The 20991-nt window shown below is 42.3% G+C and carries 13 protein-coding genes; 3 read left to right on the top strand and 10 right to left on the bottom strand.

What is annotated here, in order from left to right; translation table 11 throughout:
* The first annotated feature begins 102 nt into the window (after positions 1–102).
* Both CLV93_RS14720 and CLV93_RS14715 read left to right on the top strand, forming a co-directional pair.
* Positions 103–1125, top strand: a complete 1023-nt coding sequence (locus CLV93_RS14720; RefSeq protein ID WP_170108968.1) for a sensor histidine kinase — start codon at positions 103–105, stop codon at positions 1123–1125.
* Positions 1126–1137: 12 nt separating this feature from the next.
* Entirely contained in the window at positions 1138–1908 is a 771-nt protein-coding gene (locus tag CLV93_RS14715) for a LytR/AlgR family response regulator transcription factor (RefSeq protein ID WP_106542973.1), read from the top strand.
* 117 nt (positions 1909–2025) lie between these two features.
* Here CLV93_RS14715 and CLV93_RS14710 read toward each other — a convergent pair whose 3' ends face one another.
* The 9 genes from CLV93_RS14710 to CLV93_RS14670 all read right to left on the bottom strand — a co-directional run bounded on the left by CLV93_RS14710 (position 2026) and on the right by CLV93_RS14670 (position 17676).
* Positions 2026–3177: an MFS transporter gene (locus tag CLV93_RS14710; RefSeq protein ID WP_106542972.1), complete on the bottom strand. Its 1152-nt coding sequence runs from the start codon at positions 3175–3177 to the stop codon at positions 2026–2028.
* Positions 3178–3199: 22 nt separating this feature from the next.
* Positions 3200–4141 (bottom strand): ROK family protein, encoded by a 942-nt coding sequence (locus CLV93_RS14705; RefSeq protein WP_106542971.1) that lies wholly within the window; start codon positions 4139–4141, stop codon positions 3200–3202.
* 6 nt (positions 4142–4147) lie between these two features.
* Complete coding sequence (locus tag CLV93_RS14700; RefSeq protein ID WP_246187207.1) at positions 4148–5878, bottom strand: class I mannose-6-phosphate isomerase; 1731 nt, start codon at positions 5876–5878, stop codon at positions 4148–4150.
* 269 nt (positions 5879–6147) lie between these two features.
* Positions 6148–7269 (bottom strand): glycoside hydrolase family 183 protein, encoded by a 1122-nt coding sequence (locus CLV93_RS14695; protein WP_106542969.1) that lies wholly within the window; start codon positions 7267–7269, stop codon positions 6148–6150.
* Between the two features lie 16 nt (positions 7270–7285).
* Positions 7286–9277: a sialate O-acetylesterase gene (locus CLV93_RS14690; RefSeq protein ID WP_170108967.1), complete on the bottom strand. Its 1992-nt coding sequence runs from the start codon at positions 9275–9277 to the stop codon at positions 7286–7288.
* 11 nt (positions 9278–9288) lie between these two features.
* Complete coding sequence (locus CLV93_RS14685) at positions 9289–11985, bottom strand: GH92 family glycosyl hydrolase (protein ID WP_106542967.1); 2697 nt, start codon at positions 11983–11985, stop codon at positions 9289–9291.
* Positions 11986–12141: 156 nt separating this feature from the next.
* Entirely contained in the window at positions 12142–12993 is an 852-nt protein-coding gene (locus CLV93_RS14680) for a hypothetical protein (protein ID WP_106542966.1), read from the bottom strand.
* A gap of 37 nt (positions 12994–13030) precedes the next feature.
* Entirely contained in the window at positions 13031–14503 is a 1473-nt protein-coding gene (locus CLV93_RS14675) for a RagB/SusD family nutrient uptake outer membrane protein (protein WP_106542965.1), read from the bottom strand.
* 32 nt (positions 14504–14535) lie between these two features.
* Positions 14536–17676: a SusC/RagA family TonB-linked outer membrane protein gene (locus tag CLV93_RS14670; protein ID WP_106542964.1), complete on the bottom strand. Its 3141-nt coding sequence runs from the start codon at positions 17674–17676 to the stop codon at positions 14536–14538.
* Between the two features lie 683 nt (positions 17677–18359).
* Between CLV93_RS14670 and CLV93_RS14665 the strand changes: the two genes are divergently transcribed.
* Positions 18360–19094: a GntR family transcriptional regulator gene (locus CLV93_RS14665; RefSeq protein WP_106542963.1), complete on the top strand. Its 735-nt coding sequence runs from the start codon at positions 18360–18362 to the stop codon at positions 19092–19094.
* Positions 19095–19257: 163 nt separating this feature from the next.
* On the opposite strand, the gene CLV93_RS14660 is transcribed toward CLV93_RS14665, so the two are convergent.
* Complete coding sequence (locus CLV93_RS14660) at positions 19258–20988, bottom strand: hypothetical protein (RefSeq protein WP_211297864.1); 1731 nt, start codon at positions 20986–20988, stop codon at positions 19258–19260.
* Positions 20989–20991: the final 3 nt, after the last annotated feature.

The following is a 20991-nucleotide window of genomic DNA, read 5'->3' as shown; positions in this document are numbered from 1 at the left end:
TGAGATGAGAAATTGTCAGGCTGGAGGGAATCGTATCCAATCATTTTAGTGATGTAAAGAATTATGCTATATTTCGGGATAGGAGATAAAAAGGAAGGCATCATGTCGAACAAATTTCGCTTCACACTAATCCGTCTGGGCATCGTGTCCCTGTTGGCCCTCCTGACCCTTCAGTTTGTCAATTTCATTTTAACTCCCACGCAAAACCCGCTCAACGATTCGTATCCGTATATTCTGGCCATTATCGGATTCAACTTATTGAGTGAAGGAAATATCCAGATCAACCGGTATTTGGACAAGAAAACGCCCTGGTTCTTCCGTATTGTGCCACGGGTTTTCAAGCAGGTTTCGCTAAGTTTATTGTGGACCGCCATCGTTGGTATTGCCTTATTCCAAGCTATTCCAAAAGACACCTGCGATCCGGGAGTGCACTTCCGTGGAATCATCCTGACCTATGTTTTCGGTGCTATTTTCGTACTCATTTTCAATAGCATTTTATTCCTACGAAGCTTTTTCTCTAACTGGCGGAATTCGTTGATAGAAAATGAAAAACTAAAACAGGAGAAGCTGAAATCGGAATACCGTGTCCTCCAGAACCAGATGAACCCGCACTTCCTGTTTAACAGCCTGAGTGTACTGATTTCGGAGATTCAATATAACCCGGATAAAGCGCAGGAGTTTGCCCGGAAAATGGCCGATGTATACCGTTATGTACTGCAACGCCGCGACGATGAAACGGTTTCGCTGGAAAAGGAACTTCAGTTTACCGAAAAATTCATCTTCCTACATAAAATACGGTTAGGAGAAGCTATTTCACTGGACAATCAGGTGGAACCGGAACTGCTCAAATCGCGTATTCCTCCATTGACTTTACAGATTCTGGTGGAAAACGCCATCAAACATAACCGGGCAACCGAAAAAGAGCCGTTACACATTTGGCTCAAAACTGATGCTGCAACAATGACACTGGAGGTTCGGAATAACCGGCAGGAGAAAACAACAACATTCAGTTCGGGTACGGGCCTGAATAACCTGTCGGACCGCTACCGGCTATTGTCCGGGAAAACCATTAAAATAACGGAAACGGAGACGGAATTCACTGTGCAAATCCCGCTTCTCGATTAAATTTGCAAGGTCATGAATGTCTTGATTATTGAAGATGAATTACCCACGCAGCGGATGATGACTGATTTGATCAGCAACATCAGGCCCGACTGGCAAATTCTTGCCTGTCTGGACAGCGTACGCGATTCGGTTGATTGGCTAAAAACGCATCCCAATCCCGACCTCATTTTCTCCGATATTCAACTCTCCGACGGCATCTGTTTCGAGATATTTGACGCGATTCAGCCACAATCCTTTGTCATCTTCGTTACCTCTTACGATGAATACGCCATTCAGGCGTTCCGGGTCAACAGCGTTGACTACCTGCTGAAACCCATTGAGCCGGCCATGCTCGAAAAGAGCATCGAGAAGCTGGATGCCATGCAAAAACAGGTAAAAGCAACCGAGCTACTGGGCTCCGACTACAAAGAACTGGCGGAAGCACTACTCAGCGGACAGAAGAAATACCGTACCCGGATGGCCGTTCCCACCGCTGACGGATTTGTGAAGATCAATGTGAACGACATTGCTTTTTTCTACAGCTCGCAAAAAACCACCACAGCGATCACTTTTCAGCAAGTAAATCACGTAGTCGACCATCCGCTGGACAAACTGGAAAAGCAACTAGACCCTGAGCAATTTTTCCGGGCTAACCGGCAATTCATCATCAACATCGATGCGGTGAGCAGGGTAAACAACTGGTTCAACGGGAAACTAGTCGTAAAAACCAAACCCGAATCGGAAGAGAAAATCATCGTCAGCCGCGAACGCGCCCGCTTCTTCCGCAACTGGCTGGACCGGTAAAAACAAAAACGCGCCAAACAGACAAATGCTGCGGCGCGTTTTCAATTTGCCCCAAATGCTAAAAAAAGACAAGTCCTACTTCTCAGAAAATGCGTTCGATGAAAAACTAACTAGCTATTATTTATCACGCTGCATTTTAAAAGCACTGAAAAGCAGATATATCAAAGCCAACAGAAGAACAAACATCGCTCCTGTTTGACTTGAATAATCAGCTACAACCCCCATGATTGGAGGTAAAACGGCTCCACCGGCAACCCCCATGATCAATAGTCCGGAAACTTCGTTCGCTCTTTGTGGCTCTTTCTTTAATGCGGCCGAGAAAATGATCGGAAACACGTTGGCAATTGCCAGGCCTAACAGAAATACCATGACAAGGATACCCCAGATATTGGAAAGAATGAGTAACACGAACATAGCGACAGTTCCCAAGATCATACTCCCGATATAAAATTTCCGTCCAGACACTTTCATTAGCAGAATTGCTCCTACAAAGGTTCCAATCGTACGAGCCGCAAAGTAGAGACTTGTAGCAAGTCCGGCTTTCTCGATTGGAATATCACTTCGCTCCATTAGAAACTTCGGCAAGGCTGTATTCAGACCTACATCAATCCCCACTAACAAAACGATTCCTATGAAAAGCATTAGAATTACCGGATCTTTCAACAAACTGAAACTCTCAACAAATCCGGAGGTGGCTACTTCCTGCTTTTCTTTTGGTATCGGCGTCAGGACCAACCACAAACCAGAAATCAAAGTGACCGCAGCAAATATTGGAAAAATTAATTTCCAGTTGCCAAAACTACCAAATGCCAAGCCAGTGATAATTGGGCCCGAGAAAGAAGCTATTGCTTTTACAAACTGGCCTAAAGTGAGACTACTCGTAAGCTTCTCATTGCTCACCACATTGGTTAGCAACGGATTCAGTGAAACCTGGGTAATCGTATTACCGATTCCCAATAACGCAAATGCAAACAGTATTATGGAGAATCGATAGGCAATAAGTGGAATGATTAAAGCAATAAACGTGATAGCCAGACTAAGTAAAACCGTCTTCTTTCTTCCTATTGAATTCATCAATAAACCAGTAGGAACGGAAAAAACAGCAAACCACAGGAAAACCATCATGGGAAGAAGGTTCGCCAGCGAATCGCTTAAATGAAAATCTTGTTTTACATAGCTGGTTGAAATACCTACCACATCAGCGAATCCCATTATGAAAAACCCGAATAGGACAGGAAGTACTGCTAAATTTGATTTATTATTTTTCATAGAACTATTGTCTTTTGACGGGTTAGATATTGGGGATTAGATGTTTTATGTCAGTCCAGTAAGCTTCATCTGCCAGGCGACCACTACCAGCCATCGCCGCTGTTTCCATCAAACCTGAAATAGCGATTTCAATATTCAGCCCGCTGCTCTTCAAAGCTTTTTCGAAGGAAGGACCAAACAAATTATAAGCACCGGAGATGTTTCCTCCAATCACCAGACAATCCGCATTAAATGATTCCAGTAACGGACTCAAAAAATTCCCCAGGCTATTACCAAAGTCAGAAAAGAGTTTTTCCGCTTCGACTTCATTGTTCGCTTTGTCAGCAATCTCTTTGACTCCTGAACACTTAACACCAGTTCGTTTTTGATACTCATCAATGAACCATCGGGTGGAAAAATAATCATCAGCAATTCCATTTTCATATGAAATATGATACACATACCCCATTTTAGGTACGCTTTTACCTTCGATTACCGGAATACCATTCGACAAAAAAGCAGAGCCGAAGCCCGTACCTAATGTAATAGCAACTACATTTTCATAGGCCGATGCTTCACCCATCCAACATTCACCCACACCAAACGACATGGCATCGTTCAGGTATCTCAATGGGACTGATTGATTCAACTGGAGCCTGTCTCTTAATTCATTTGTAACATTTACGCCGTACAACGCCTCATATTTATCGACCCCCTGAATCTGCGAGATTCCATTCTCATAATCGAATGGCCCTGGCATAGCAAATCCAATGCCCAGCAGGTTTTCCGGTTCAATACTGTTGAGCGTTTTCCTGATCGCTGCGCTCCAATTATCAAGGATTTCCTCCGAGGTCGCTTTATTATCGACCTTTTGCTCGGCATAACTATCCGGAATAATCGCCTTACTCTCAATATCAACCAAGACAGAACTGATGTGGCTACCACCAACATCTACTCCTATAGCATATTTTCTATTCATTACCATTCCATCTTATTTCATAAATGCAACTACAACGGTCGCTTCCTTATCGGAATTGTTTTTTATCGTATAACTAACGGCCGCTGCAGGAACAACAAACGTTTCAGCGAATTTAAATATTTGTTTGCTCCCGTTTTCCGTTTCAACTTCAATGGTTGAACCTTCCACCAAACTGAGTACATTAAATTTCCCTTCAGTCTGAATTGTGATTTCCGTGTCGAAATGATATCGGTTTACCCGGTACGAATGCTCTTCGTGAGTCGGTAGTTCATACTGCTTCCAATCACTACCTTCGTTTACCAACTGTGGCTGAGAGATCAATTCGCTTTTCACCCTTTCACCTTTTCGCTCGAAATCAAGGTTTTTCATGCCATGCTCAATATTGAGCGGACGTGGCTTCCCATTCAAATCGGGCCTAACCCAATCATACATTTTAAATGTAAAGATGTAAGGAGTTGTACTGATTTCAAGCACCAAATTGTCAATACCGGAGCCATGGATTGTTCCCGGAGGAATAAGAAACAGGTCGTGTTTTTGGGCACTGTGCTTTTGCACGTACCGGGTTATGTCAAGTTCCTTGTTCGTATTAAAACTATCCCACAACGCCATTCTGAACTCTTCGGGTTGTATATCTTCCTGAAATCCTAAATAAACAGAAGCATCCTCTTTCTTATCCAGAATATAGTAGGTTTCCTCTTGCGTTATCTGCTCTCCAAAATGCTCTTTCGCGTATTCCAGGTACGGATGACATTGAATGGAGAGATTTCCCCCGTCAAAAGTGTCCAGAAAATCAAAGCGAATTGGAAACTCATCACCGTAAACTTCTCTGTGTTTACCCATGACAGCATCGCCTTCCTGGTACATCAAAAAATCAAAGGAAACTTCAAGCAGATTCTTATTACTTTCGAAAACAATCCCATTTTCAGGAGTAATTAGTTCAAAGGACCAGGCATAGTTAGGGACATCCGGATTTACACCCTTTATATTCTCTTTCATCCAACTACCACCCCAAACACCCGGTTCAAACCAAGGCCTCACACGAAAAAGTGATTTGCCCATCTCATTTAAACCAGTCCTCAGGTCGTCACCCTCCATCCAGGTAATGTGCTCTTCTCCCTGACCATCGACAATAACATCAATCTGTTTCAGGATTTGCTTCTTATGCCTGTTCAATACAACCCAGTCGACAAAATAGAATCTTTTATAAGTGGTTCTCATGTCAAATACCTGACTAGTTCCCAGATTTCTGGCAAAATTTGCCCTGGCCCTGAACTGAAGCTCATTTTTGGGAAGATCAATATAAACCAACGTGCCTTTCAAGCCAACTAATTGCGCACCTGCGCCGTAGACAATATTGATATCAGCGTTTGAACTGATTTTTATGTCATTGAGTTTTGATTGGTCGAAATAGTCAGACAATTCAATCGTTGCCCGGCTACCAAAAATGGAGTCGCTCTCTCCCATGAAAGGTTCGATAAGCTGGTCAATTTCGCTCTCGGACTTAAATAAATCTTCCGTATTAACCCAGTTAATCTTCAGACCCATTTCCTGCAATTCGCTTTCCAGTCTTTTCCTTATGAATGCGAAGTCGACTCCTGCATAACCGTCTATGAGCGAAATGCTATCTGATGAGATTCTTTTGGCTAGCGATTTGAAATCTGTATGAATTTTGTCGGAGCCGAGTTTGTACGATGGATAAATATCATATCCATCAGAAACATGATCCGACAAATGATAGGGCATTAAAAACTGTGTTGTATTCCTCTTCTGTTCCATATTCTAAATCCCTCAACTAGTTAATACAATTGCACTCACTAAGATTTTCAAGTATCACAAAGGATGCATGTTCACAATTCCGGTCGATAAATTCAAAAGTGAACAATTGGTTCATTCACATTCTCCCCACATTGAGGACATGCTGCATACTTAAGAGTGCCAAATGATGTATAGCTGCGCAACAAACCAGTGAAGGTCTGCTACCAGTACAACCGATATACTTCTTTTTTAACTTATTACTTTTTAGTTCTATTGTTTAATATCTTATCCATTGGCACCCGAATAAATCGAGGCCGATAGTTATTTACGTTCTTAAAAACCTTCGATATTTTGAGCGAGTTAACATTATAACTGACCAGCAATTCGCCATCACGAATGTACTGTGGATGAGCCATCGCATTGTAAGTAATAATATCCTTGTCTCTTTCTGATTCTCTTGCTTTGTAGATTAGCTGCTTATTTCCCCAGGGACCTACCGGCGTATTTGAAGTGTAGGTGAATATATCACCAGTCCCTATACCCCTGTCCTGTGACAAGAGAATATATTTGTCCTTATAATGAAATACAGAGAATTGTTCGGATATCTGTGATGTGGTACCTTTCATGGGAGCTATACTCACTGGATTCTTTGACCATCCATGCCCATCAAAAAACTCCACATCATTCAAATCAAGAGACTTACTGCTATCCACATGCGTGCGGCAGGCAAAGGCTTTTGACACTTTATTGGAATCGGGTTTACAGCCATAAATGTAAATGTATTTGCCCGCATCGAGTATGGCGTGTCCCCAATGTACATGGTTGATTGAAGTATACTTAAATGGCTCAACAGACAATGGTTTGAAGTCAGGCCATGAGTATCTGAAATAATCGGTATTCACAAATTCAAATCCCCACATACCTTTACCTGACATATAAAAACGGGACGCAAAAAAGTGAAAGACACTATCCCTAACAAAACCATTTGCGGGCCAATAGAATTTGCCCGGGTCGTTTTTGGGAATCACAAATGCTTCCGGATCCTGATATGTTCCCTGGTATAAAGTACGGGTACCTGTTTGTGTTGGGTTGACAACAACAAAGGTATTGTGAATCATCTTAGTAGTGGTATCTCTTTTATTGTCTACCACTTTACCCAAAAAACTGTCCCCCATCATGAATACGGAACTACCATCGGGCATGGGCACCGAAATTGTACCATCGGCTCCTGTTAACCCGCCTGAATCCTGATGAAAGAGTTTATTGAATGTACTATCCTTGGTTACAGCAGAGCTTTTCGGTGCATTCGGTTTGGGTGAATGACATCCCATAGCACCGAGTAAAATCACCAATAAAAAATACTTATTGATTGCCTTCATTACAAATTAGTTTGGTTTAAAAATATACTTTGTCTAAGCCAAAGGTTCGCCCATCTGTGACCCCGCTTCTTTTATCCGTTCTAAATGGACGAAGCGGAAGATGATTAGTATTGTAAATGTTCAGTTTACCAGGATTCTCGGACCAGGCATACCGCACATCAACAGGCTTCTTCACTTTATCACTATGAACAATGATTTGCTTACCTCGTAAACGAGCCTTCGCCCAATGAAATTCCTGCCCTTTGGCTGCAACAGCAAAACCATTTACATAGCCATATTTGTTCGTACAGATTAAGCTATCTCCATAAGTTTCAATGTTGATAATAATGGAATCACCCTTTATCTCCATACTCTTGAATGAAGGGCTCTGAGCAACCACGTTTTGATGGTATGTCTTTTTCAAAGCCTGGAGAGCAAGCCTTCTGCCTACTTCCATTTTATTGGTCGGATGAATATTATCTGCCTCGCCTATATCAATTGCCACGGCCATACCTGTATTAGGCAGCTTTAAAGCTGCTTCCTGCGATTCGCGCAGTTCAGCCCATTCGTCATTAACCGGTTTGCTGGCTTCTTTGGTAAAGTTGGCAAGCTGAACGAAGTAAAACGGGAAATCGCCTTCATTAAATACCCTTCTCCAGCACTTGATCATTGCCGGGAATATCGCTTTATATTCCTGTGCTCTACCTGCATTAGATTCTCCCTGATACCAAATTGCTCCAGTGAAACTGACATTCAAGAGAGGGTGTATCATGGCATTATAAATAGCTGTCGGATAACCATAGGGGCTCTTATTGACAATCCTTGGTTTCGGCACGGTGTCCGGATCAATTGTCAGTCCTTTTTTGCAAACCCATTTTCCTTTCAGAATAGGAGTTGCCCAAAGTGGACTGAAATTCATACCTCCATAGCCACCAATATTATAAACTCTTACGACGAGGGAATTACCTTTGGGCTTCAGGATGGAGCGAGGTGCCCAATAGTGCCGCCAGTTTTGGTCTCCGAAAGTCTCACCTAGTTTAACGCCGTTTACCCAAACAATGTCATAGTCCTTAATGAGATTCAGATCGATAAAATAGGTTGAGTCCTTAAAGTTTTTAGGCAGGTCAAAAGTCGTCCGAAACCATACTACACCATCGTGATGATCCAAACCTATGCCTGCATTTTCCCACCAGGTTGGTAATTTGATGGGAGTCCAGGAGCTATAATCAGTTGAAGGTTCATACCACTTTTCTTTCATCCCAATTCCTTTGTAGTAATACCTGGGTCCCCACTCGGTTTTCAGGTATTTCTGGAACTCTTTCTCTATTTGAGCATGCGGTTTCGGATCATCCTGCAAATAGTCAAGAACCTCCTTGTATTCAGGAAAAGGTTTAAGAGATTCAATATCCATCCAGGGTTCAATAGCAGTGCCACTCCAGGCAGAGGTTATTAAACCAATTGGGACACCTACTTTGGGCTGCAAATTTTTGGCAAACCAATACGATACCGCAGAAAGGTTTTTTATATTCTGACCTGTTGCCGTTTTCCACTCAACAGTTTTGGGTAAATCATTTCCGGGAACTTCATCAATCCTATTGGGTATGTCGATAAAGCGAATATTAGGATTGGAAGCCTTTTTCATTTCCTCTTTCCCCCACGGGAAGGAAATAACAGCATGTTCCATATTGGACTGCCCGCTACAGAGCCAAACGTCTCCAAACAGCACGTCATCAATCTTAAGTGTATCCTTTTTATCTGCTATAACGATTGAGTAAGGACCACCGGCAGGAAAAGGAGGCAGTTGTGTACTCCAGGCTCCTTCTTTATCCGCTCTCGTTTTTGAGGTATGGCCATCGATGGATACCGTGATCCAGTCTTTTGCTTTCGCCTGGCCCCAAATTTTATTCTCCTTTTTGCGCTGTAAAATCATGTGGTCATTAAAGTATGACGCCACAGTCAATTGGGCATAAGTGTTTTCAACGGAAAAGCCCAGAGCGATAAAAAGAATAACTTTGACTATATATTTCATGATATGTATCGTTAGTTTACTACTCCCCATTTCTTATTTGGCTGGTCACCCAATATCAGTTTCAACGTGCCACCTTTCTCAAACAGCTCATGACTAAACCAGGGTTTATTCCAGGCTTTTCCGTTTAAGAAAGCTTTTTGGATATACATGTTTTCCCTGGAGTTATTCTCAGTTGTGATAACAAAGGATTTCCCTTTATAATATTTCGGATTGAGCCTGATTGTGACTTTGTCGAAAATTGGAGAGGTGATGTCATATACCGGATCTGCATTTACATTACCCTGAATATTGAATAATCCGATAGCCATTAGAACGCTCAAGCCCCCCATTTGTCCCTGGTCTTCATCCTGACCACCGTATCCAAGGTCGGGTGTTGTTCCACCGTAAGCCTTTTCCTTTACCTTCCGAACCCAGTACTGGGTTAACCATGGCTTTCCGGCATAATTAAAGACATGTGCATCAGACAGACCTGGTTGGTTAGCATAACTGATGTATCCCTTATTGTATGCAAAAACAAAATCAGAGGGTTCTGCCATTTCGAAAGCATGATTCAGCTTAGCACACAATGTATCATTACCTCCCATCAATTTGGCTAATCCGGGAATATCCTGAGATACCCCCCAGGTAGCCTGCCATGAATTGGCTTCCACCCATCCTGCACCAGATAAGGGATCGTGAGAAGTGAAGTTGCCATCTTTATCTTTAGGGAATAGCAATTTCTGCCTGGGGTCGAATAGTTTTTTCCATCCTTCTGATCGATGAATAAAGAAATTATAATCTTTCTTCTTACCTAGTTTTTTAGCCATCTGAGCGATAGCAAAATCCTGGAACGTAGCTTCAACTGTAATACCAGCATTATTGGGCCAGTAACCGTTTTTTGTATAGAATTTAATATCGTCTTTACTTCCCAACATTCCGCCCGGAAGGGCATTTTGTTTCACCATTTTATAGGCCAAATTGGCATCTACTTTGGTGAGTAAGCCTTTCATGTAAGTACTAACAATCAGGTTAGTTGCAGGACAACTCGTCATGATGTAGGAATAGCCTCCCCCACAGGGCCCCCGGGGAATTAAATACCCATTTTCGGCATATTGAATCATCGAAGCTGACAAATCATCCATGATTTCCGGCCAGGCCAGGCCCCATAGTATATTTACATTCCATTGTGTCAACCAGAGTGCATCGGTGTTGTACATATTGTATTTCAAATGCCCATTGGAATCTTTCGGGAGCGTCCTTATTTTCAGAACTGCATCAGTAAAATTCCCATCCCGAACCCCGGTTGTTCTATCGGGATAATCGCCATTTACATCATTAATTTTCTGACGACCTAATAGAACATGCCACAAGTCGGTGTAAAACTTTATACGTTGTTTGTTTGTACCACCTTCGACCTGAATTCGACCTAAAAGATTGTTCCATATGGTTCTCGTTTCGTTACGTACCTGGTCAAAATTCCATGTGGTACACTCCGCTTCGAGATTTTTACGAGCATTTTCAATACTGGTATAGGAAACAGCTATCTTCATTTGCAGCTGGTCGCCGGCTTTCACATCAAAAACAGGCGAAACACCAGCACTATCACCTTTTATTTCTGTGATATCGCTGTAGTTCTTTTTCCCTTGCCAGCCGTCCAATTGTTCAAATGGCTTATCGAACCGTGCGACAAAATAGACCTGAACATTTTTTGGTCCGCCCCAAAGCCGGTCTGTTGAAGTGAAAGATCCCTCAAATTCCTTTTTACTGACCTCTTTTACGGATGCATTCACCATTCTGCTGTTACCAACATACCCGCCGAGGCTCGTGAGTATCTTCGCTTTCATATCCTTCGTAAACCGGAACCGGTGAAAGGTTACCCGATCGGTTGCAGTAAGCTCAACCCACGTGTGATATTTTCTCAAATAGACCCTCTGATAACCTGGCTGAACAATTTCATCGTCATGTGAAAATTTTGATTTCCACCCCTGCTCACCAAGGGTCGGGTCTATATCACTGGATGTTGGCATAATATCAATGCCTGAGATCATCCATGTATGAATCTGGGGGAATCCCAGTATTTCTGTCTCATTGTAATTGTAACCACCACCGCTTTGATTTTTATTCCGGGTCATAGGTGCTGCACCGACCATACCAAATGGGCGGGCTCCGGTAATAAAGAAGAAATAGCGTCCACGGTCAGTTTCAATATATGGGTCGACTGTAGATACATAATCTTTATATTGCTCCGGAGAAGGGAATACCTCTATTTCTGACAGCCCCAGATTTTTGCCTGTACCATCAGTGACAATGAATTTTATCCATTTTGTCTTCTTTGCCTTAAACGAAACGGCTTTAGCAGTACCATCATTCGGGATCTGATTTACCCAAACCACACTACCATCACTAAACAAAAGTTTGCCTCCGGCGATATGCTCCTTTTCTGATGGCCTATCATACAAAACCACTTTGCCGACCATCTGTGGCTTATCCCAGGTTAATTGTATCCATGGGAAACGAACATATCCCCAATAAGCGGTTTTCCCTTTGCAGGCCCACTCACCGTTTCCCGCAACTCCGATAATACCATCTGTCACATTATCCGCATTGTAATGCTGATCCAAAACGGAGGATGCTGTTACTTTTGCCTTCCCCGCAATATTATCTGGTCCGGCAAACGCAGCAAAGCTCAGCAAACAGAATAATATGAGAAAATTAAACTTCAATGTCATGGTTTCGATTTTGATATTTTGCACTCCAATTATAAGACGTATTCCGATTTATCTATCCGACAACCAATCGGGTTTATTGACATCCGAACCTCTCGGCCAACACCAGAGGTCCGGATGTGTTTTCATCCTATGATTCGAATCGATGGCACCTAACAATTACCTGGGGCCAGCGTCATAGACATAAAGAAATTTCTCATCTGTTCCGCCGCCAAATACTGACAGGTCAACAGTTTGTTCAATAGCGAATTGTTGTACCGTGAGCGTTCGAACCACAAACGTGTCAGTCACCTCAACATCCGGAGTAAACAAACCATGAGAAGTGCGAATAAAATACTGATCGTCAGGAGTGAGCTCCCAGCTATCATATACTGTAAGACCATCATATGCACAGTTACCGGAGCCAGTGTCTGTTCCGTAATCTACCGACATCGTTCCATCGGCATTCAACAACATCGAATTATCCTTTTCACAATCGCTGATAGACTCCTGGTTAGGATGATCCGGATTAGTCACCCACAATACCGACTTAAGGTTCCACCTTTTACGGGGTAAGTTATCGCGGGGAGAAAGAGTGACGACAAGTGTCAAATCACTCTCTGACACACTCCCGTCATTATTGACTGCTGTGAAAGTAAAACCGACTAACTGATCCACATCCTGAGTAGACGGAATATAAGTGAATGAATAGTCGAAGTCTTTTCCTTTATCTGAATTGAAAACGGTCATTACCCCATTATCTCCAAAAGAAGGATCTGCATTAAGATTCAACGTTTTGGTGATTTTAAACTCTTTCAAATTACTGGAAGAGCTTATTTTAACCGGAACGGTAATATCATAACCGGATTCTACCTGAACCTTATATTGTGCGTGTCCGGGTGCAGTAGGCACGGATAGCGTAATCTTTGGATTATCAGAAATGTTCTCTGTATAGTTTTCTTCGCACTGGTACAAGCTTAGCGCAAACAACAGTACAAGCAAGTATTTTATATATTTCGTTATTGATTTCATTCCTGTCAGTATTAAGTTTTTTATTCAATGAGTTGGTTTAGAACCCCGGATTTTGAGGGAGGTTCGGATTTAAATCCCGCTCCCTGAGTGGTATTGGGAACAGCTTATATTCATCACCCGGAGTGATTCCTTTTGCAGCCTGTACTTTATCAATCAGTTTTTGTGTTCTAACCAGGTCGAACCAACGTTGTCCTTCGCAGGCAAATTCTTTTCTTCTTTCTGAGAGCACCTCACTGATGAATGCATCTTTTGAGGTAATATCAACATCCGAAAGATTGGCCCGGTTACGAACCATATTCAAATAGGTGTTTGCCGGCGCGAAGTTCCCCAGCTGAGCATTCGCCTCTGCATCCATCAACAACACATCTGAATAACGCAATACCGGGAAGTCATTTTTCGAACCGCCGGCAGTTGGATCTGCTTCTTTATCCCAATACTTTTGAAAATAAATCTTATCCAGATTTACTGTGGAGCCATCCGGTTTATTAAACTGGGTCATGAAAGTCACATCTTTCCGGCTGTCAGCCGAACTATAGGAATCATAAAGGTTTTGAGTAGCAACCTGCCACCCTTGTGTATTCGATATTTCAGGAATATCACGCGATAACTCAGCTGGTAGCAATCGAACGTTAAACTGGCCTACTTCCCAGAATGAGATCGCTCCGTCCGCATCGCCAAACCCTACAGAAAAAATAGCCTCTTTGCCGTTTCTGCTTGAAAGCTTAAACACATCACTATAGTTGCTCCAGAGCTGATATCTACCCGAATTAATTACCTCCTGCGCCATATCAGCACACTTTTGGTATTCTCCTCTCGTTAGATATACTTTCGCCAGCAATGATTTCGCAGCGCCTGAAGTTGCTCTCCCCAGTCCATTTCCAACAGGATAACTGTCGGGAAGATTCTCTGCGTCTGTTAAATCATTAATAATCTGCGTGTAAATTTCATCTACAGTTGATACCTCAGGAGTTAATGGTTCATTCTCATTAACCAACAATGGAACCTGGCCGAACATCCTAACGAGATTAAAATAGAGAAGCCCCCGAAGAAACTTTGCCTCATTAACCAATCTGGAACGTAATGTCGGATCCATATCGATTTTGGGGATGCGATCGATGGCAATATTAGCCACGTAAATAGCTTTGTAGTGCATCTTCCAGATTTCCAGAATCGCTCCATTCTCTGAATTATAACTAAAAGTAGCTAACTGGTCGAGGTCCGGAGCTCCCAATTGATTATTGTTCATTTCATCGGAAGCCAACCCCTGGGTGATCCAGAAGGTGCTATGATATATACCTGCTGTATTTCCATAGGCAAAATCATATGACCCCAACCATGCATAGATGGAATTTACTGCAGAAATTGCATCTTTTTCATTCTGATAATAATTGGTTTGTGCCACGACATTTTGAGGGTCCTCTTTCAGAAAATCGCTGCACGAACTCATCAGTAGAGCGACGACTACCAGCCACCATTTAACTTGTATATTGTTTTTTATTGAATTTTTCATTTTTACGCGTCTTTTGATGTGAAGTACTATGATTAGAAGCCGACCTGAACACCAAAGGTGTATGATTTTGTCTGCGGGTAATTACCATTGTCGACGCCAACTATATTCGTTGTATTTCCATAGGCATTACCTTCCGGATCGTAGCCCTTATAACCGGTAACCGTCCAAAGATTTGTTCCGGTTGCATAAAGCCGCAACTTGGTTACTCCAATCCTGTTCAGGATGTGATTCGGCAAGCTATAACTCAGAGTGACGTTCTTGAGACGGAAGTAGGAAGCGTCTTCTACAAATCGCGAAGAGAAAACGTTGTCAAGACTTCCGGTGGCAAGAGCCCTTGGATATTTATTACTGTGATTTTCGGGAGTCCAACGATTTAAGCCCGCTTCAGCCAGCACATTCTGCTGTCCATTGAAGTTTTCCAGGTTCGAAAGGTTCATATTGATCATATCGTTCCCCTTAGAACCCTGGAAAAAGAATGTCAGGCGGAAGTTTTTATAGGACAATTCGTTGTTAATTCCGTAAATAAAATCAGGTTGTGCCGAGCCAATTAGCGTGCGGTCGCTTTCATCAATGACACCATCACCATTTAAATCTTTGTACTTCCGATCTCCTGCTTTTGCTCTGGAAAGAGGATTCGGACCTGTTGGTTCCTGTCCCTTCAGAACAGGGCTACTGGCCGCTTCTTCATCTGATTGAAAGATACCATCAAAAACGTATCCGTAGAAAGTTCCAATAGGCTGACCTTCACGCAAAATATTACCATAGCCAAGATTGATATCGTTTTGTCCCGCCAGGTTGGTTATTTTATTCCTGTTAATTGAGAAGTTTATTGATGTATTCCACGAGAATTTTCCCTGAAAGTTGATAGTGCGAAAATCAAGGTCAAGACCTTTATTCTGGACATTTCCAACATTCAAAAGAGTTGCCATAAAACCGGTTGTATAAGGTATTGGCGTGTTCAGCAACAAATCTGAGGTCTTCTTCAAATAAACGTCTGCTGAGAGTGTTATCTTATTGTCCAGTGCCCCAAAATCAATACCGACATTAGCTTGCTCAGTTGTTTCCCATTTCAGATTTTTATTGGGATATGAAAGAGGCTCGTTTCCGGTAAAAACTTCGGAACCTGATGCGCTGTTAAATACTCCCTGACCAACAGGTCCAATCAATGCCAGAGACTGATACGGATTGATTGACTGATTTCCGATAAACCCATAACTCGTTCTGACCTTCAAATTGGAAAGCCATTCGACGTTCTTCAGAAACTTCTCCTGCGATGCTCTCCATGCAAAAGCACCGGAAGGAAAGAATCCATACTTATTACCCTCTGCGAATTTTGAAGAACCATCAATACGTCCAGAGAAAGTGAGTAAGTACTTTTCCTTCAGGTTGTAGTTGATTCTTCCCAGATAGGAGAGCATACTCCATTTCGACTCGTTATTAACCGGGTTTTGCGGATTTAGCGCGACGCTTAGGTTATGATACCCGGTCCTGTTGTCGGGAAAGTCAAAAGCACTTGCCGATAAACTCTCATTTTTAAACTGCTGCATGGTAAAACCCAGTAGTACATCAATCCGGTTATTCTTATCAAATTGATGATTAAAGGTTAGGGTATTCTCATTTAACCAGGTGAGTGCCTGCAAGTCATTAATCCAGGCTTCCCCCTTACTGTTGGCAGTTCGCTTCAAGTAATTTGGACCGAACGACCTCGATTTGGATGTTAATCCATCTATTCCGAAGCTCGTTTTAAGTTCGAGTCCTTTACTTAACTGAAACATCAGGTAGGTATTACCAATCAGTCGATAAGTGTTTGTAAGTGATTTATATTCCTTTGCCTCTGCTACCGGATTACCAATTGCGTCTTTCCTATCACTCTCATAGGTATAACCACCAGGCTGAGTTGCATCATAAATCGGAAGAATTGGATTCATCTGCAGTGCGTTTGAGACAACTCCACCAACAATGGCTCCAGGACCAGTTTCAACGCGGTTGGCTCCGATACCCGAAAATGATATGTTCGTACCTAGTTTCACATAAGGATTAATTTCCTGATCCAAATTGACCCTGAACGAATACCTATCGAAATTAGATCCGACTACAATCCCGTCCTGTGTAAAATAAGCTCCGGAAACAGCATATTTCGTTTTCTTTGTTCCGCCGGAAAATGACAGCTGGTAGTTAGCAATAGGAGCTATTCTGAAAAGAGCTTCCTGCCAATCGGTTCCCTTTCCTAAATTCTTCGGATTCACGTATTCCGGTACTTGCCCTGCGTTTATTGCAGCATCATTCACCAAATTGGCAAATTGAGCAGCATTTAACAAGTCGAGCTTGTGAGCGACCTGTTGCACTCCATAGTAACAATCGATATCAATTTTACCTTTTCCTTCCTTACCACGTTTGGTGGTGATCAAAATAACACCATTTGCACCGCGCGAACCATAAATAGCTGCGGCTGAAGCGTCTTTCAACACCTCAATCGATTCAATATCATCCGGATTTATTGACGCCAGCGGACCAATATTGGGGCCGCGACCACCCACTGAAACTTCTCCGGCATCGCTGTTTACCAACATACCGTCGATGACATAGAGTGGTTCGCTACTAGCGTTTACAGAACTCGTTCCCCGAATCCGTATATTCGTTGCTCCCCCGGGAACACCACTCGACTGTACAACCTGAACACCAGCTGCTCTTCCCTGTAAAGCCTGGTCAAAAGTTGTAGCCGGAACCGCTTTTAAATCTTCAGCTTTCACCGAAGAAACAGAGCCGGTCAAGTCAGATTTTTTGACAGCTCCGTAACCAATAACTACAACATCAGAAATTTTCTCTGTCGAGGTTTTTAAAACAACGTCAACAACAGACTTATCTGTGATCGTTATTTCCTGAGATTTGTAACCAATAAAAGAAAATACCAATACTGTCTCCCTGGCAGGAACCTTGATTGAGTACTCACCATTAACGTTCGTGATTGTTCCGTTTGTAGTCCCTTTAATGACCACATTAACTCCGGGTAAAGCTTCTCCCTGCTCAGAAGTCACCTTACCACTAACAACCTTTTCTTGCTGAATTGAAACGTTTTGTAAGTTATTTCCCTTGCGATTCTCTGCAGAAACATCAATGAAAAGCAAGATTAAGACAAAAGCAAAAAGTGCTTTTAAATGTAAGTTATGTTTCATGATAGCAGGTTTAATTTTGCAAATTAAGATTTTATTTGTTCATACATTACTGGAATGGATTCTTATACCTCAACACATTTTTGTCAAACAAACACCAACGCCATCACCCATCAAACCAAATACAATACTAAATACCAACAGAATAAACATCAATCGAATAATAGCATCATCATAATAGGAGGAAACGATATTTGTTCATACAATTATGTATTTGTGCAAACATATATTCTTTTTTTAGAAAAAAAAAGCGCAAAGAGATGTTTTTGATCATCCGCATCTTTTTTCAGCACCTACAATATCAACGACACTAAAAATCTACACATGAACCCGGAAGGGAAAAGGTAAATCGCCACATATGAGCTCAATTCAGTTTAATTACACCTGAATTTCAACACTCAAAATCAGCTCTTAACGTTATAAGGGAAATAAATACAGCCGTAGTGAATAACATCAAACAATCCCAATTGACATGTTCGTTTTACTTTACTGCAAATGCAGACTAGGCATTCAAGTCTCCATCTCATCCTCACAGCACATTTAGGATTCATTTACAATCATTTGCAATCTCTACTAAAATATTTATTTTCAAATTTCGGGAATCGATGTATATTTGTATGAACATTTACAGCAAAAATGTACACAATTGAGATTACAATTCATTTTAAACCTGTTTTCTACATCATATGAAATTAAAAATCGACCACAATAGCTCTACCCCTCTCCACTCACAGGCGGAAAAGTTACTCCGGGAACTGATTAATCGGGAAGAATATCAGAAAGGAAAGTTGTTGCCCAGTGAGGTTGAACTTTCGAAACAATTAAATATTTCAAGAAATACACTGCGACATTCGATCAATAAGCTGGTAACCGAAGGTTTGTTGATCAGAAGGAAAGGGTATGGGACCAAAGTTGCCACCCGGGGAATCTCAGGAAGAGCAAAAAACTGGCTCAGCTTTACACAAGAGATGAAAGCGATGGGACTAGTTGCCCACAATTTTGAGTTGCACCTAAGTTGGCAAGTACCGGAAGAAGAAGTTTTATCATTCTTTGACCTAAAACCAGAATCAAGGTTACTATCGTTAGAGAGACTTAGAGGTAAAGAGGATTTTCCATTCGTCTATTTCATATCATATTTCAATCCCGAGATTGGTTTAACAGGAAATGAAGATTTCAGCCGGCCACTTTATGAAATGCTGGAAGAAACATACCATGTTAAAGCCTCTCTCTCTTATGAAGAGATTAGCGCAATTAAAGCAACACCTTTTCTTTGTAAGAAGCTTGATTTAACCGTTGGTGAACCGGTACTGTTTCGTAAGCGATTCGTATTTGACGAAAATAAACGCCCGATTGAGTACAACTATGGTTACTACAGGGGAGACAGCTTTGTCTACACGGTTGAGAGTGAGCGAAAAAAATAGCATCCATGGAGATTATCCTCGTTTAAAGCTGAAACGACTTTAGCGAGAACAAAGTCAATTCAGACATTGCACTCTATTCGGTAAGAAACAAAAACGCGCCAAACAGACAAATGCTGCGGCGCGTTTTCAATTTGACCCAAACTATAATAAAAAAAGCTGTTTCTTACTTTGCAATGGCGTAATCTACCACCACATTATTCACCAATAATTTGTTTCCATGGTATTGTGGCGTTCCGTTAGCCGGAACCAAAACAAGCATCGCTACGTCATTCGGTTCCAGCGTAAACTCGGTTTTTCCGGTTACGTTTTTACGAATAAAGCTATGCGTTAACACATTATACAAATCCACCGGAGCTGTTCCACAATTCAACTTAACAGCTTTTGCTTCCGGGTAAGGATTGCTGTACAGGTAAGTAGGATACGCTTTATCACGATAGAAATCGCAAGCCAGCAGGTTGAGCTGAAGAACTCCTTTCACGTTAGTAGTATCGATAATGCTACCAAAAACACCCGCCTGGGCACTTCCGTAAACGCTGAACTGACTCACCCAGGGATTCTTACCTTTCACCCAATTGGGGCCGTCACCCTGCGCTACCGGAGCTTTGATATCTGCAAACTGCTCATAAGCTGATTTTTTTGTCAAACCTTCGTAAGCAATAACGCCTTTGGTCACTGATTTCAACTGAGGAATCGTCTGATGATCATCCGGGATTTCATACGGATAAAACAGATGAGCAGCATTCGCTGCATTCAACATCCACTTGCCAACAACTTTCGACCAGGAAGGATCGTAGCGAACCATGGGAACCAGCGCCCAGGCTACATCGAAGGTGTTCATCAGGAAGGCATAACCACCGTTATCGTAAGTACTGCCAACCAATCCCGAAACGTCGAAACCATTCCAGTTATCAGCTAAAACGCCCCAACCTCTGCGGCATTTGGCATCGCCGTTAAAGGTCCATTTCATGATTTTGGTGAAATCATAATGAGTGCCTTCTTCAGCATTCAAACGGGCTGCCACATAGGCTCCGAAAGGCATCAAAATCTCGTAGAACGTATTGTCCTTTTGACTTAGCAATGCATCCAAAGCCGATTTGGCACCTTCGAGGTAACGCTTGTCACCGAACTTTTTATACGCCGCATATAATACGTACGCATGTCCAGCCGCAGCATCCTGTTGAGGGCATATCTGGCTGTCTTCCGGTTCCAGTTTTCCATAGTTAAAAAACGAATGATGATAGTTACCGTTCAACACTGAATCGGCGGCCAAGAATTTATCAGCGATGGACCGAAGCAGCGGAGTAGCATTTTCCTCATTCGGATAGAAATTCATGATTCCGTAATAGATGACATTCGGAAAAACATCGTACCACCAGTCGCGGCCGTAACCGCCTCCCAACAAAGCCACTTCGGGACAGGTATTGTTCATCATGATATCCCAACCGGTATCCTTGTTGAAATAATTCCGAAGCATGTTCACATAATCCTTACCATCCTGATTTGATTTGTCAATGCCCATCAGGGTCGCTCCGAGAACTGCTCCCATCGTCGTGAGTGACTCATGGAAAATTCCGTTGTGATGATCCGGTCCCTGGCGAACGTCGCCAATGGCGGTATAAATTCCGAATGTTTTCTGCGGAAAGTTTTTCTGCGAATTATCGGTCCAGATGAGCGGCCAGTAATCACCGGTTTGAGTAGAATCAAAAACCAGTTTGTCAAACCCTCTGGCTTTCGCTTTCCAGTCAAGCATTTTATAAGGAGAAGGCAAATCGGGCATTTGACCGATCCGCTCCAGCATTTTTTGCTGCACCTTATCCTGATGACGCAACTCCTGCTTTGGGGCACAAGATGCCAACATCAGAATAATGGCTGCTAACAATGATATTTTCTTCATGGT

The sequence above is a fragment of the Prolixibacter denitrificans genome (assembly GCF_003014495.1).
Taxonomy (GTDB): Bacteria; Bacteroidota; Bacteroidia; order Bacteroidales; family Prolixibacteraceae; genus Prolixibacter; species Prolixibacter denitrificans.
Note: the sequence above shows the minus strand (reverse complement) of the source record. Positions and strands in the feature narration are given on the sequence as shown.

Excerpts from the sequence above, each read along its gene's own strand:
- CLV93_RS14720 (WP_170108968.1), top strand. The coding sequence starts at position 103 with ATGTCGAACAAATTTCGCTTCACACTAATCCGTCTGGGCATCGTGTCC.
- CLV93_RS14715 (WP_106542973.1), top strand. The coding sequence starts at position 1,138 with ATGAATGTCTTGATTATTGAAGATGAATTACCCACGCAGCGGATGATG.
- CLV93_RS14710 (WP_106542972.1), bottom strand. The coding sequence starts at position 3,177 with ATGAAAAATAATAAATCAAATTTAGCAGTACTTCCTGTCCTATTCGGG.
- CLV93_RS14705 (WP_106542971.1), bottom strand. The coding sequence starts at position 4,141 with ATGGTAATGAATAGAAAATATGCTATAGGAGTAGATGTTGGTGGTAGC.
- CLV93_RS14700 (WP_246187207.1), bottom strand. The coding sequence starts at position 5,878 with ATGCCCTATCATTTGTCGGATCATGTTTCTGATGGATATGATATTTAT.
- CLV93_RS14695 (WP_106542969.1), bottom strand. The coding sequence starts at position 7,269 with ATGAAGGCAATCAATAAGTATTTTTTATTGGTGATTTTACTCGGTGCT.
- CLV93_RS14690 (WP_170108967.1), bottom strand. The coding sequence starts at position 9,277 with ATGAAATATATAGTCAAAGTTATTCTTTTTATCGCTCTGGGCTTTTCC.
- CLV93_RS14685 (WP_106542967.1), bottom strand. The coding sequence starts at position 11,985 with ATGACATTGAAGTTTAATTTTCTCATATTATTCTGTTTGCTGAGCTTT.
- CLV93_RS14680 (WP_106542966.1), bottom strand. The coding sequence starts at position 12,993 with ATGAAATCAATAACGAAATATATAAAATACTTGCTTGTACTGTTGTTT.
- CLV93_RS14675 (WP_106542965.1), bottom strand. The coding sequence starts at position 14,503 with ATGAAAAATTCAATAAAAAACAATATACAAGTTAAATGGTGGCTGGTA.
- CLV93_RS14670 (WP_106542964.1), bottom strand. The coding sequence starts at position 17,676 with ATGAAACATAACTTACATTTAAAAGCACTTTTTGCTTTTGTCTTAATC.
- CLV93_RS14665 (WP_106542963.1), top strand. The coding sequence starts at position 18,360 with ATGAAATTAAAAATCGACCACAATAGCTCTACCCCTCTCCACTCACAG.
- CLV93_RS14660 (WP_211297864.1), bottom strand. The coding sequence starts at position 20,988 with ATGAAGAAAATATCATTGTTAGCAGCCATTATTCTGATGTTGGCATCT.